This is a genomic window from Asaia sp. As-1742 (assembly GCF_011753235.1).
Lineage (GTDB): Bacteria > Pseudomonadota > Alphaproteobacteria > Acetobacterales > Acetobacteraceae > Asaia > Asaia bogorensis_B.
This window is the reverse complement of the sequence record NZ_VWWA01000011.1, coordinates 41,530-54,026: the sequence shown is the minus strand read 5'-3', so window position 1 is coordinate 54,026 and position 12,497 is coordinate 41,530. Positions and strand designations below refer to the sequence as shown.

At 61.6% G+C, this 12,497-nt stretch carries 12 protein-coding genes; 8 read left to right on the top strand and 4 right to left on the bottom strand.

Annotated features, from left to right (window positions below; all coding sequences use genetic code 11):
- Positions 1 to 2: 2 nt before the first annotated feature.
- From hslV to F3J08_RS13760, 3 genes are read left to right on the top strand one after another with little or no spacing between them, the layout of a single operon-like run.
- Positions 3 to 584, top strand: a complete 582-nt coding sequence (gene hslV, locus F3J08_RS13770) for an ATP-dependent protease subunit HslV (RefSeq protein WP_122039042.1) — start codon at positions 3 to 5, stop codon at positions 582 to 584.
- The gene (hslU, locus tag F3J08_RS13765) at positions 584 to 1,900 is read left to right on the top strand and encodes an ATP-dependent protease ATPase subunit HslU (RefSeq protein WP_122039041.1); all 1,317 of its coding nucleotides are present in this window, start codon (positions 584 to 586) and stop codon (positions 1,898 to 1,900) included. The genes hslV and hslU overlap by 1 nt, the downstream gene beginning before the upstream one ends.
- Positions 1,897 to 2,346, top strand: a complete 450-nt coding sequence (locus tag F3J08_RS13760; RefSeq protein WP_122039040.1) for a SufE family protein — start codon at positions 1,897 to 1,899, stop codon at positions 2,344 to 2,346. Before hslU ends, F3J08_RS13760 begins: the two co-directional genes overlap by 4 nt.
- A gap of 118 nt (positions 2,347 to 2,464) precedes the next feature.
- Here the strand turns inward: F3J08_RS13760 and F3J08_RS13755 are convergent, their stop codons facing one another.
- Positions 2,465 to 2,707, bottom strand: a complete 243-nt coding sequence (locus F3J08_RS13755) for a hypothetical protein (RefSeq protein ID WP_062164225.1) — start codon at positions 2,705 to 2,707, stop codon at positions 2,465 to 2,467.
- Between the two features lie 137 nt (positions 2,708 to 2,844).
- Positions 2,845 to 5,262, bottom strand: coding sequence for a glucose/quinate/shikimate family membrane-bound PQQ-dependent dehydrogenase (locus F3J08_RS13750; RefSeq protein WP_166930692.1), 2,418 nt, complete (start codon positions 5,260 to 5,262; stop codon positions 2,845 to 2,847).
- Positions 5,263 to 5,549: 287 nt separating this feature from the next.
- Between F3J08_RS13750 and rpmI the strand changes: the two genes are divergently transcribed.
- The 5 genes from rpmI to lpxB all read left to right on the top strand — a co-directional run bounded on the left by rpmI (position 5,550) and on the right by lpxB (position 11,057).
- The gene (gene rpmI, locus F3J08_RS13745; protein ID WP_023978115.1) at positions 5,550 to 5,753 is read left to right on the top strand and encodes a 50S ribosomal protein L35; all 204 of its coding nucleotides are present in this window, start codon (positions 5,550 to 5,552) and stop codon (positions 5,751 to 5,753) included.
- A gap of 11 nt (positions 5,754 to 5,764) precedes the next feature.
- Positions 5,765 to 6,151, top strand: coding sequence for a 50S ribosomal protein L20 (gene rplT / locus F3J08_RS13740; protein ID WP_062164227.1), 387 nt, complete (start codon positions 5,765 to 5,767; stop codon positions 6,149 to 6,151).
- Positions 6,152 to 6,280: 129 nt separating this feature from the next.
- Positions 6,281 to 7,351, top strand: coding sequence for a phenylalanine--tRNA ligase subunit alpha (gene pheS, locus F3J08_RS13735; RefSeq protein WP_062165706.1), 1,071 nt, complete (start codon positions 6,281 to 6,283; stop codon positions 7,349 to 7,351).
- Positions 7,352 to 7,355: 4 nt separating this feature from the next.
- On the top strand, positions 7,356 to 9,818 hold the full coding sequence (pheT, locus tag F3J08_RS13730) for a phenylalanine--tRNA ligase subunit beta (protein ID WP_166930690.1): 2,463 nt from the start codon (positions 7,356 to 7,358) through the stop codon (positions 9,816 to 9,818).
- A 6-nt stretch (positions 9,819 to 9,824) separates the two neighbouring features.
- On the top strand, positions 9,825 to 11,057 hold the full coding sequence (gene lpxB / locus F3J08_RS13725; protein ID WP_166930688.1) for a lipid-A-disaccharide synthase: 1,233 nt from the start codon (positions 9,825 to 9,827) through the stop codon (positions 11,055 to 11,057).
- A 165-nt stretch (positions 11,058 to 11,222) separates the two neighbouring features.
- Here lpxB and hisI read toward each other — a convergent pair whose 3' ends face one another.
- Both hisI and F3J08_RS13715 read right to left on the bottom strand, forming a co-directional pair.
- Positions 11,223 to 11,645: a phosphoribosyl-AMP cyclohydrolase gene (gene hisI, locus F3J08_RS13720; RefSeq protein ID WP_166930687.1), complete on the bottom strand. Its 423-nt coding sequence runs from the start codon at positions 11,643 to 11,645 to the stop codon at positions 11,223 to 11,225.
- Positions 11,642 to 12,439 carry a folate-binding protein YgfZ gene (locus F3J08_RS13715; protein ID WP_166930685.1) on the bottom strand — a complete coding sequence of 266 codons (798 nt, stop codon included), beginning with the start codon at positions 12,437 to 12,439 and terminating at the stop codon, positions 11,642 to 11,644. Before F3J08_RS13715 ends, hisI begins: the two co-directional genes overlap by 4 nt.
- Positions 12,440 to 12,497: the final 58 nt, after the last annotated feature.

Genomic DNA, 12,497 nt, shown 5'->3' with positions numbered 1-12,497 from the left:
GCATGCACACTCATTCCTCTTCCCCCCATGACCCTGTTGGCTGGCATGGCACCACCATCCTTTGCGTTCGTCGCGACGGACAGGTGGCCATGGCGGGTGACGGGCAGGTTACGCTTGGCCAGACGGTCATCAAGGGCAATGCCCGCAAGGTACGCCGCATAGGGCCCAAGAACTCAATTCTAGCCGGGTTCGCCGGGGCAACAGCTGATGCCTTCACCCTGCTCGAGCGCCTTGAAGCCAAGCTGGAACGCTATCCCGATCAGCTTGAACGGGCCTGTGTCGATCTGGCGAAAGACTGGCGCACGGATCGCTATCTGCGTCGGCTGGAGGCCATGATGGCGGTGGCCGATGCCCATCGCTCCTTCACACTGACCGGCAATGGCGACGTGCTTGAGCCCGAGGACGGGATCATCGCGATCGGCTCCGGCGGCAATTACGCGCTTTCGGCGGCGCGTGCGCTCATCGATATCGAGGGGCTGAGTGCCGAGGATGTGGCCCGCCGTGCGATGAAGATTGCTGGCGATATCTGCGTCTACACCAATCATTCGGTCCGGGTGGAACTGCTGGGCGGAGAGTCGCTGTAATGGAAATTCCGAATTACTCGCCGCGTGAGATTGTCTCCGAGCTCGACCGCTTCATTATCGGTCAGAACGAGGCCAAGCGGGCTGTGGCTATTGCCATGCGTAACCGCTGGCGCCGTGCGCAACTGCCCGAAGGGTTGCGTGAAGAGGTCGTGCCCAAGAATATCCTCATGATCGGGCCAACCGGCTGCGGCAAGACCGAGATCGCCCGCCGTCTGGCGCGTCTGGCACAATCGCCTTTCCTGAAGGTCGAGGCCACCAAGTTCACCGAGGTTGGCTATGTGGGGCGTGATGTGGAATCCATCGTGCGCGATCTGGTCGAGGTGTCACTCACCATGCTGCGTGAGGCCCGGCGCAAGGATGTGAATGCCAAGGCCGAGCTTGCCGCAGAATCCCGCCTTGTCGACGCGCTGGTCGGTGAAGGGGCCACGGCGGACACCAAGACCAAGTTCCGCCAGATGCTGCGTAATGGCGAACTTGAGGACAAGGAAATCGAGATTCAGGTGGGGCGTGAGCCGGGCGCGGGTGAGATGCCCGACATGGCAGGTGGCACGGTCATGAATGCCGCCGCCTTTGGCGACCTCATGAAGAACCTCATGAACCGCTCACCCCAGAAGCGTCGCCTGACGATCGCTGCCGCGCGTCAGCTTCTGATCCGCGAGGAAGCCGACCGGCTGGTGGATAATGACGCACTGACCCAGGATGCAGTGCGTCATGCGCAGGATCACGGCATCGTCTTTCTCGATGAGATCGACAAGGTCTGCGCCCGCTCGGGTGAAGGCGGTGGACGGGGTGGCGATATCTCGCGTGAGGGCGTGCAGCGCGATCTTCTGCCGCTGATCGAGGGAACGACGGTCACCACCAAATATGGGCCGGTAAAAACCGACCATATCCTGTTCATCGCATCCGGGGCCTTTCATTTGGCCAAGCCTTCGGACCTGCTGCCTGAGTTGCAGGGGCGTCTGCCCATTCGCGTTGAGCTGGCTGGTCTGACACGTGAGGACCTCAAGCGCATTCTGCTCGAGCCCGAGCACTCCCTGCTCAAGCAATATGTCTCACTGCTCGGCACTGAAAATCTGACGCTTTCTTTTGAGGACGGTGCGGTGGATGCGCTTGCCGAACTGGCGGCGGACATCAATGAGCGTGTCGAAAATATCGGTGCCCGTCGTCTTGCGACGGTCATGGAGCGTCTGCTGGAAGATGTTTCCTTCAGGGCGTCTGACCGGAGCGGGGATACTGTGGTGATTACCGCGCAGGATGTGCAGGAGCGCGTTGCGCCTCTGGCCCGCAAGGGCGATCTGAGCAGGTTCATCCTGTGAGCGGCGCGGTAACGGATCTCCCCTTCGTCCAGCCCGTGGATGGCACGGCGGCGGAGGCCATTGCGTCGATCGGCGATGAACTCGCCTTGTTCGATGACTGGATGGATCGCTACGAATACATCATCGAGATGGGGCGCAACCTCCCGCCCTTTCCCGCTGCGTGGCAGAATGATGGGCATCGTGTGCCCGGCTGCCAAAGCCAGGTCTGGCTTGAGGCGCATGAGTCAGATGGCCGCCTGTTCTTTGCCGGGGCGTCCGATGCGGCCATTGTGAATGGGCTGGTGGCTCTGTTGCTGCGGGTCTATTCCGGGCGTGACCGGGCGGAGATCGAGGCGACGGACCCGACATTCCTGCATGATCTGGGACTGGTGAAAGCACTCTCAACCAACCGTGGCAATGGGGTCGAGGCAATGGCCCAGGCCATACGGGCCCGAGCCCGGGTCTAATTTTGCACGGGCCTGATTTTGACAGGGTAGAACGGCAATCAAGAAAAAAGGCCCGGGAGACCGGGCCTTTTTTACATGGAACAACCCGAACTGCGAGAGGCGGAGACCGCCCCCTCAATCAGTTCTTGCCAGGGGCCCCATCAGCGGGGGTCGCGGGTGCGGTCGTCTTGCTATCGTCCTTGGAGGCGGCATCAGCCTTGCACTTGGTGAACTTGCCCTTGGCATCGCGGCATTTCTCGGCCTTCGGCTTTTCGCATTTCACGAACTTGCCCGAGGTCGCATCGCGGCAGGGCTTGGCGTAGGCAACAGGGGCTGCGGCTGTGCCGAGCAGCACGGTCAGAGCGAGAAATCCACGGAGCATGATGAAATCCTTGGCTGAGGTTTCAGCAACACTCTGACATTATTCGTCGCTGTGCAAGAGCCGTGCAGGCCCTTTGAAGCCGGGCACAAAAAAACCCGCCAAAAGGCGGGTTTTCCTGTTTCCGAAACCGGGAGGGATCAGTTCGGCAGAGCGTAGGCGATAACGTAATCGCCCATTTTCGTGCCGAAAGAGCCGTGACCACCGGCATAGGTCACGATGTACTGCTTGCCATTGGCAGAGTAGCTCATCGGGGTGGACTGGCCACCGGCGGGTAGACGGTCCTGCCACAGGGTTTCACCCGTGGTGACGTTGTATGCGCGGATGTAGAAATCCAGCGTGGACGTCAGGAAGGCTACGTTGCCGGCCGTGGTGAGCGGGCCACCGAGGCTGGGCACGCCAACCTTGAGCGGCGGCAGCTGGATGGGCAGGGCGCTGTTGTAGAGACTGTCACGCAGCGTGCCATTGCGATGCTGCCAGACCACCTTGTTGGTGCGCAGATCGATACCAGCCATGTAGCCCCACGGCGGACGCTTGCACGGGATCGGCAGACCGATGCGTGTGGTGATCGGGTTCAGGAACGGGCTCAGCATGATGGCATAGGGTGCGCCATAGTTGTGCTGCAGGCCGGTCTCGCCGCCCGAACCCTTGGCGTCCTTTTCGGGCCAGAGCGGGTTACCCGGACCACGGGGAACCAGACGCGACACGAAAGGCAGGGCGATCGGGTTGGAGATGGCGATCTGACGCTGCGGATCGACAGCAAGACCACCCCACTCGAAGATACCCAGATTGCCCGGGAAGATCAGCGAGCCACGCTCGGACGGTGCCGTGAACGTGCCCTTGTAGTCGAGCTGATGGAACGCCACGCGGCAGATCAGCTGATCGAACACGGTGCCACCCCACATGTCCTTGCCCGTCAGCAGGGCCTTGGGACGCAGGGTCAGGTCAGAGAAGGGCTGTGTGGGAGCAACGTGATCGCTCTTAACCACTTCCTGCGGCACGGGAAGCTCGGGTGCAGGTACGATGAGCTTGCCGTCGCGACGGTCGAGAACGAAGATGTTGCCCGTCTTGGCCGGCGCGTAGATGGCCGGAATAACGGTGCCGTCCTTCTGGGTGATGTCCACAAGGCTCATCTGGGCCGGAAGATCCATGTCCCACAGATCGTGGTGCACGGTCTGGTAGCTCCAGGCCAGCTTGCCGGTATCGGCGTGGAGGGCGAGCACGGACGACGCATAGCGTTCGGCATCGGGGGTGCGGTTGCCGCCCCACTGGTCAGGCGTCTGAACGCCGGTCGGGATATAGACCAGGCCCAGATTGGCGTCATAGGACGCGGTGATCCATGAGTTGGGCGAGTTGGCGACATATTTGTGGTCACCGCTCGGCATTTCGTTCGGGTCGGGGTTCGAGGGGTCGAACACCCAGACGAGCTTGCCTGTGAACAGGTCGAAAGCACGCGTGACGCCCGAGGGCTCCTTGGTGGAGTTGTTGTCGGTCACGGCGCCGGAAACGATCACGACCTTGTCGGTTACGACAGGCGGTGAGGTCGGCTCATAGCCGCCAACATGGTCATACGGCATGTAAGGCGTACGCAGGTCGATCTCGCCATTGTTGCCGAAGCTCGGACAGGCCTTGCCGGTCTGGGCATCGACAGCGAACATGCGACCGTCATTGACGGGCAGGAACAGGCGCTCATGGCACTCATCAGGGGCCGGCGTGCCATCTGACGTGACGGCGCTGGCATCGGATTTGTGGTAGGTCACGCCACGGCAGGTCAGATGCTGGAAGCCCGGATTGACATAGAGATGGGGGTCGAAAACCCACTTTGTCTTGCCGGTTGCGCCATCGACGGCCCACAGCTTCTGATGCAGCGAGCAGAAATACAGCGTGCCGTTGACGGCAAGCGGTGTCGCTTCGTTGGTGGCTTCACCGGGATCGTTCGGGCCCTTGAAGTCGCCGGTACGCATGGTCCAGGCCACCTTGAGCTTGCTGACATTGTCAGCATTGATCTGGGTGAGCGGGGAGAAGCGATCGCCATACTGGGTACGGCCATAGGCCTGCCAGTCGCCATCGGGCACCTGGGCGGCATCACTGCCAGCAGCGGCGATCTTTTCGGTGGGCAGATTACCTGCCTTGTCACCCGGATCCTGCACGAAGGCCACGATCACGACGATCAGCGCAAGGACGACGCTGCCCAGCAGGGGCATGGTGGCGAGACGGCTGGTGGTGATCTGGCGGCTGACGAAAGGCAGGAGCAGCCAGATGCCGAGAATGGTGATGACGTCGCCGCGTGGTACGAGCGACCAGAAATCGATCCCGATTTCGCTGACCGCCCAGACGAGCGAGCCGAGAATGATCAGGGTATAGAGCCAGAAGGCGGCAGGGCGGCCCGTCCAGACGAGATAGGCGGTTGCCAACAGAGCAATACCGCAGACTGCGTAATAAGGGGTGTCGCCATAGCTCAGGAGCCAGACACCGCCGAGTGTCAGATAAATGCCACAAAGGGCAAATATCACGGCGGTGAGGGCTGCCCAGAACCGCGGCCGGGAAACCGTGTTCATGCGTCGTCCTATGTGTGGTTTCGTGTTCGGAAACGTTGCGAAAAGAGACCGCGTCGTAAAAGGCCCAAATGTTGATCTACGTCAAGAACGTCCCATATTGTGGTTAAGGTTCTGTCTAACCCAAAGTAAATGTTTTGGCGCGTTAAAATGGGTTGTGCAGGGCAGAGATATCCTTTAGGTGCCCCCTTTCGAACGCGCGTCCAGGCGATGGTAGGGCATGCCTGGCCGCTTGGTAACGTCCGCAAGCAATTGCGGGAGGTTGCCTGATATGTCGAGAGGAGAATGAAATGCCCAAGATGAAGACCAAGTCGTCGGTCAAGAAGCGGTTCAAGATCACCGCGACCGGCAAGGTGATGTGCGGTCCCGGCAACAAGCGCCACGGCCTCATCAACCGTCCGCAGAAAATGAAGCGCACCAATCGCGGCCCGCAGACCATGACGGACATGGATGCGAAGACCGTGAAGCAGTGGGCCCCCTACGGACTGGCTTGAGGAGCAGATAAATGGCACGTGTTAAGCGCGGCGTAACGACGCACGCCCGTCACAAGAAGGTTCTGGATCTCGCCAAGGGTTACCGCGGCCGGTCTTCCACCAACTATCGTATCGCTCTCGAGCGCGTCGAGAAGGCTCTTCGTTATGCCTATCGCGACCGTCGCAACAAGAAGCGCGATTTCCGCGCTCTGTGGATCCAGCGTATTAACGCTGCTGTTCGCGAGCAGGGCCTGACCTACAGCAAGTTCATCAACGGACTGGCAAAGGCTGGCATCGAAATCGACCGCAAGGTTCTGGCCGCCATCGCATTCGATGACGCCGCAACCTTCGCCGAGATCGTGAAGCTGGCGCAGATGGCTCTTGAGCAGTCCGCTCAGGAACAGACGGCGCAGGCCTGATCAAAGGCTTTAGCCTCCGGATTTTGGCTTCGGCAGATTTCCGGATTTGATAGAAAACGGGTCGTCCTGTATCAGGACGGCCCGTTTTCTTTTTTGACGATACCAGTTGACCGATGGGACAGGCGAATGATGGGCGATGATCTCGAAGCGCTGAAAAGCGAAACTCTCGAATCCCTGGCGCAGGCGCAGGATCACGCCAGCTGGGACGCCATTCGCGTTGGGGTGCTCGGCAAATCGGGGCGCCTTACTGTCCTGCTCAAGGAACTGGGCAAGATGACGCCCGAGATGCGCAAGGAGCGCGGTCAGGCGCTGAACCGCCTGCGCGATGCGCTCAATACGGCTGTTGAAGAGCGCGGCCAGGCCATTGCCGAGGCAGCGCTGGAAGCCCGTCTGAAATCCGAGCAGGTCGATGTGTCGATGCCTGCTGTCTCGACTCCGCTCGGGCTGCTCCATCCGATCAACCGCACGATCGAGGAAATGACCGCGATTTTCGGTGCCATGGGGTTCTCCGTAGCCGAGGGGCCGGACATCGAATCGCAATGGCATAATTTCTCGGCGCTCAATACGCCCGACCATCATCCTGCGCGGACCGAGCACGACACATTCTACCTGCCTGCATCCCATGAGGAGTCGCCGCCGCGTGTGCTGCGTACCCAGACATCGGGCGTGCAGATCCGCACCATGCTGACCGAGCCCCCGCCGATCCGCGTGATCGCGCCGGGGCGCACCTATCGCGCCGATCATGACGCCACCCACTCACCGATGTTTCATCAATGTGAAGGACTTGTCATCGACCAGGGCATCACGCTCGGTCATCTCAAGGGCTGTCTGATCGAGTTTCTGCGCATCTTCTTCGACAAGCCGAACCTTCCTGTCCGTTTCCGTGCCTCGTATTTTCCGTTCACCGAGCCCTCGATGGAGGTTGATATCGGCTGGTCTCGCCAGACGGGTGAGATTGGCGGTGGGACCGACTGGCTCGAGGTTCTGGGCTCGGGCATGGTTCATCCGCGCGTGTTGGCCAATTGCGGCCTCGATCCCGCCATCTGGCAGGGTTTTGCCTTCGGCATGGGCATCGAGCGTCTGACCATGCTCAAGAACGGTATTCCCGATCTACGCTCCTTCTATGAGAGCGATCTGAGATGGCTGCGTCATTACGGCTTCTCTGCCCTGTCCTCCGTCAGCCTCGCAGAAGGAGTCTGAGACCATGAAATTCACTCTGTCCTGGCTGCGCGAGCATCTCGATTTCACGGTCTCGCTGGATGAGATCGTCAGCAAGCTCAACGCCATAGGCCTCGAGGTCGAGAGCGTCGAAAATCCCGCCGACTCGCTTCGTGGCTTCCGTGTCGCCAAGATTCTCGAGGCTCATCGTCATCCCGATGCCGACCGGTTGCAGGTCTGTGTGGTGGCTGCTGGTGGGGATTACGAGAAGGTGCAGGTCGTCTGCGGTGCGCCCAATGCCCGCGCCGGCCTCCATGTGATCTTTGCCCCGCCGGGAACCTATATCCCGGGCAGCGACATCACCATCAAGGCAGGCAAGATTCGCGGGCAGGAAAGCGGGGGCATGCTGTGTTCCCTCCGCGAGCTGGGTCTCGGGGCGGAAAGTGACGGCATTGCCGAGCTGCCCGAGACGGTCGTGCTGGGTCAGTCCTACGCAGACTATGCGAAGCTCGATGACCCGGTGATCGATATCTCGATCACGCCCAATCGTGGCGATGCCCTCAGCGTGCGCGGCATTGCCCGGGATCTGGCTGCTGCCGGACTGGGCCATCTCAAGCCGTGGCTGGTTGAGACGGTCGAGGGGCAGTTTGCCTCACCGATCAACTGGGACATCCAGTACGATACGGCATGCCCCTATATTGCCGGGCGTCTGGTACGCGGCGTGAAGAACCGTCCAAGCCCCGACTGGCTGCGTCAGCGCCTCGAATCGATCGGGCTCAAGCCGATCAGCGCGCTGGTTGACATCACCAACTATCTCACCTTCGATCTGGGGCGTCCGCTCCATGTGTTCGATGCGGGCAAGATCAGCGGCAATACCCTGTCTCTCACCCGTGCAGCACGTGAGACGTTCCGCGCACTGGACGGACGCGACCTCGTTCTCGGCACGGATGACCTCGTGATTGTCGATAGTGCTGGCGTGCAGTCCCTGGCGGGCCTGATCGGCGGTGAGGCGACGGGTGTTTCTGACGAAACGACGGATGTGTTCATTGAGGCCGCTCTGTTCGACGCGGTGCGTATCGCCCTGACGGGGCGCAGGCTCGGCATCCATACCGATGCCCGCCAGCGTTTCGAGCGTGGAATCGATCCGGCACTCGTTCTGCCCGGCCTGGAAACTGCCACGCAGCTCATCCTGTCGCTCTGTGGCGGTGAGGCCAGTGAAATCACCAGCGCTGGCACGGTTCCCGCCTGGCAGCGTGAGGCATGGTTGCGTTTTGATCGTCTCGAAACGCTGGGTGGCGTCGAAATCCCTTCGGGGGAAGCTACACGCATCCTTGAGCATCTCGGCTTTGCCGTGCGTGAGCAGGACGAGACGCGCGCCTGTTTTGCGGTGCCGTCATGGCGCAATGACGTGGCGACAGGTGTCACGCTCGATCAGGCGCCGCATCTCGACCCTGCCCAGGCCCAGAACGCTGCGGCCTCGGTTCATGCCATTGAGGCAGAAAACGACCTGATCGAGGAAGTGCTGCGTATCTACGGGCTGGACTCGGTTCCCCCGCTGCCATTGCCGCTCAAGACTGCGATTGCCGCTCCCGCCCTGACGCCGGCACAGGCCCGTCTGGGCGATCTGCGTCGACTCTGCGCGTTACGTGGGCTGGTGGAGACCGTTGGCTTCTCCTTCGTCTCGCATGAGGATGCCCTGCTGTTCGGCGGAGCGCCTGAGGGGCTGCGTCTGCTCAACCCGATCGCTTCCGACCTCAACCAGATGCGCCCCACGCCGCTGATCAATCTGGCACGTGCGTGGCAGCGTAATGCGGCGCGTGGGCTGGGTGATGCGGCCCTGTTTGAACTGGGCCCCTGCTTCCATGCAGATGGGCAGAAGCTCGTGCTGGCCGGGCTGCGTGGTGGTGAGACGCCAAGGCGCCCCGGTATGCGGGCGCAACCCATGACGTTGTGGGACGCCAAGGCGGATCTCATGGCGGCGCTCGAGGCTCTCAAGCTTCCTTCCGAGGCACTAAGTGTGACGGCCGATGCGCCCGGTCATTACCATCCCGGCCGCTCGGGTGTTGTGCGTCAGGGTCCAAAGACGGTTCTGGGCTGCTTTGGCGAGCTGCATCCCCGCGTGACACGGGCCATGGGTATCGACTCGACCCTTGTCGTGTTCGAGATCTTCCTCGATGCCGTGCCGCTGCCCAAGGTCAAGCGTCGCCAGGCGCCTGCGCTCTCGGCTTTCCAGCCTGTCAGTCGCGATTTTGCCTTTATCGTGGCACCGGGTGTGGAAGCTCAGGCTGTTCTCAAGGCCGCCCGTGGTGCCGAACGTGCGCTGATCAGCGATGTGCGCCTGTTCGATGTCTATGAGGGCGGGTCGCTCGAGGCGGGGCATCGGTCACTGGGCATCGAGGTTACGCTTCAGCCCGTCAAGGCGAGCCTGACCGATGAGGAAATCGAGGCGGTTTCCGAAAAGATCATTGCGGCCGTTGCCAAGGCAACCGGCGCAACGCTGAGACGCTGAGCTCCTATGCCCAATTCTGCCATCGCCCCTCGCGTCATCTGGCTTCTGGCAGGTGAGGCCAGTGGTGATGTGCTGGGCGCCCACCTCATGCAGGCGCTTCACGCGCGCGACCCGCATCTGATTTTCGTTGGAATCGGCGGTCCGCGCATGGAGGCTCTGGGTCTCGCCAGCCTGTTCCCCATGCGGGATCTGGCAGTGATGGGGCTGGTGGAGGTGCTGCCGCGCGTCCGACAGCTCTCCCAACGCCTGAATGAGGCGGTCAATGATGTGGTGCTCCGTCAGCCTGATCTGATTGTCACGATCGACTCACCGGGTTTTGCGTTGCGCTTTCTCAAGCGCCTGCGACACGTGACCGTACCGAAGATCCATTATGTGGGCCCACAGGTCTGGGCGTGGCACGAGAAGCGCGTCCACAGTTTCCCCGAACTCTGGGACCGGCTGCTTTGCCTCCTGCCGTTCGAGGTGGAGTGGTTCGGTGAGCGCGGCGTAGCGGTCGATTTCGTCGGTCATCCGGTGCTTCAGTCAGGGGCCGATCAGGGGGACGCTAAGCGCTTTCGCCTGCGTCATGGCATTGCCGATGAGGCACCTGTACTGATCCTGATGCCGGGCAGCCGTCGCTCCGAGGTGCCGCGTCTTTTGCCGGTTTACGGCAAGATGCTCGCCCTGCTGAAACAGCGTCTGCCGGGTATCGTGCCGGTCCTGCCGCTTTCGCCGCTCGTTGCCCAGACGGTACGCGCTGCCGTGGCACGCTGGCCGGTCAAGCCGATCATCGTGACCGAGCTGCATGACAAGCATGATGCTTTCGCCGCAGCAGGCGCAGCCCTGACCAAATCGGGCACGTCGACGCTCGAACTGGCTCTGGCGCATGTGCCGATGGCTGTGGCCTATCGCGTCAACCCGGTCACGGCGTTCATGGCGCGTCGCCTGATCAAGGTGAAATATGTGGCGATGGTCAATCTCCTGGCAGGGCGGGAGGTCGTGCCCGAGCTTCTGCAGGAGCGCTGTACGCCAGAGGATCTGGCGGATGCGTCCTATGCCCTGTTGACCGACCCTGCGCTGGGGGCGACGCAACGCGAAGCCTTCGATGCGGTCATGGCGCAGCTGCGGCCTCCGGCATCACCGAGCCATAATGGTACCCCGTCAGACGCGGCGGCGGAAGCGGTCCTGCGTATCCTGAACGAGCGTCGCCCGGTGACAGTGCAAGAGAGCGTCACGACAACCGAGCCTGCAGCGCCCTGAGACGCCTCGGGCGGCGCCTGCTGTGGGCGCAGCGGCCTCAGCGTGCCGAGCTGGGGGTTGTGGTCCCGGGATCGCAAGGGCCCGTTCGTGTCACGAATAAACTCCTCGGCAAGCGCCAGGCCTTTTCACCAGACGGGAAGAAAAAGGCAGTAAAAGAGGCAGGGCTCAGTGCGCGCTGCCATAGAGCTGTTCGGGCGTAACTTCCGGCGCGGTCGTATCCCGCAGCCCCTCAGGAACGACTTCATGATAAAAGCAGCTGCGACGGCCGGTATGGCATGCCACACCCGTCTGGTTCACGAGCAGAAGCACCGCATCGCGATCGCAATCCAGCCGGGCCGAAACGAGGGTCTGACGCTGCCCGGAGCTCTCGCCCTTGCGCCAAAGCCTGTCGCGGCTGCGTGAGTAATAACAGACCTGACCGGTTGCGAGCGTCTCGGCAAGCGCCTCGCGGTTCATCCAGGCCAACATCAGAACATCATGCGGCGCCTCTGCCGCCTGGGCGAGGGCCGTGATCAGCCCGTCCTCATTGAAACGCACCGTATCGAGCAGGGCGTCGATCGTCTGCTGATCGGGGGGGAGGTAGCTCATGATGCTTCGTCCTGAAACCAGTCGGGAATGATGGGTGTGAGGGTTACTCCCTCATGATGCACGGGCGTTGTCCAGACCTCGCGACGCAAAAAGGCAAGGCCATGCTGCCCGATACTGCTGCGCATTTGACCGATTTCGCGGCCTCCAGCCATCAGGATGGTGCCGCAGGGGGGGAGGGGACCATCACCCCGCACGGGCACCAGACGCTTTTTCACTAGCCCACGGTAATGGGTACGGGCGGTGAGTTCCTGCCCCATATAGCATCCCTTGGTGAACGAGATGCCATTCAGCCAGTCGAAATTCGCCTCGATCAGCAAGGTCTTTTCGCTCTCGCAATCCTGCGCATCGGGCAGGCCCAGAGAGAGGCGATGGGCATGATAGGCCACAAGTTCCGCCTGATCGGCTGTATCCGGCCCCTCGGTGACACGGCGCCATCCTGCATCGGGATGCCTTGGGTCACGACGTGCGCTCTCGTGGGGGGCGTCATCCCAGAGGGCTTCCACGGAAAGAGCGGTCCGTTCCAGCGCCACGTCAGCCCTCAGGCGGAACCGCATCAACCGGCTGATCAGAAAATCAGCGTGTTCCCCAGGTACGTCGAGCAGAAGGCGCTCGTTCTCATGCCATAAAAAGAAATCCGAAAGGTAGCGGCCCTGAGGCGTGAGATAGCCTGTCCATATCAGAGCCTCATCTGAGGCAGCATTGACGTCGTTCGACACCAGTCCCTGAAGAAAGCTCACCCTGTCCCGGCCACTGAGGGAGAGAATAACGCGATCCGTGAGCCATGCTCTTGCCATTTTCATTCTCCAATTCGGACAGTATTGAATGGAGATGCGGGTTGCAGCCCGCTGAAAC

Coding starts and splice junctions, on each gene's coding strand:
- pheT (WP_166930690.1), top strand. CDS start 7,356: ATGAAATTCACTCTGTCCTGGCTGCGCGAGCATCTCGATTTCACGGTC.
- hisI (WP_166930687.1), bottom strand. CDS start 11,645: ATGAGCTACCTCCCCCCCGATCAGCAGACGATCGACGCCCTGCTCGAT.
- F3J08_RS13755 (WP_062164225.1), bottom strand. CDS start 2,707: ATGCTCCGTGGATTTCTCGCTCTGACCGTGCTGCTCGGCACAGCCGCA.
- hslV (WP_122039042.1), top strand. CDS start 3: ATGCACACTCATTCCTCTTCCCCCCATGACCCTGTTGGCTGGCATGGC.
- rpmI (WP_023978115.1), top strand. CDS start 5,550: ATGCCCAAGATGAAGACCAAGTCGTCGGTCAAGAAGCGGTTCAAGATC.
- F3J08_RS13715 (WP_166930685.1), bottom strand. CDS start 12,439: ATGGCAAGAGCATGGCTCACGGATCGCGTTATTCTCTCCCTCAGTGGC.
- F3J08_RS13750 (WP_166930692.1), bottom strand. CDS start 5,262: ATGAACACGGTTTCCCGGCCGCGGTTCTGGGCAGCCCTCACCGCCGTG.
- pheS (WP_062165706.1), top strand. CDS start 6,281: ATGGGCGATGATCTCGAAGCGCTGAAAAGCGAAACTCTCGAATCCCTG.
- lpxB (WP_166930688.1), top strand. CDS start 9,825: ATGCCCAATTCTGCCATCGCCCCTCGCGTCATCTGGCTTCTGGCAGGT.
- rplT (WP_062164227.1), top strand. CDS start 5,765: ATGGCACGTGTTAAGCGCGGCGTAACGACGCACGCCCGTCACAAGAAG.
- hslU (WP_122039041.1), top strand. CDS start 584: ATGGAAATTCCGAATTACTCGCCGCGTGAGATTGTCTCCGAGCTCGAC.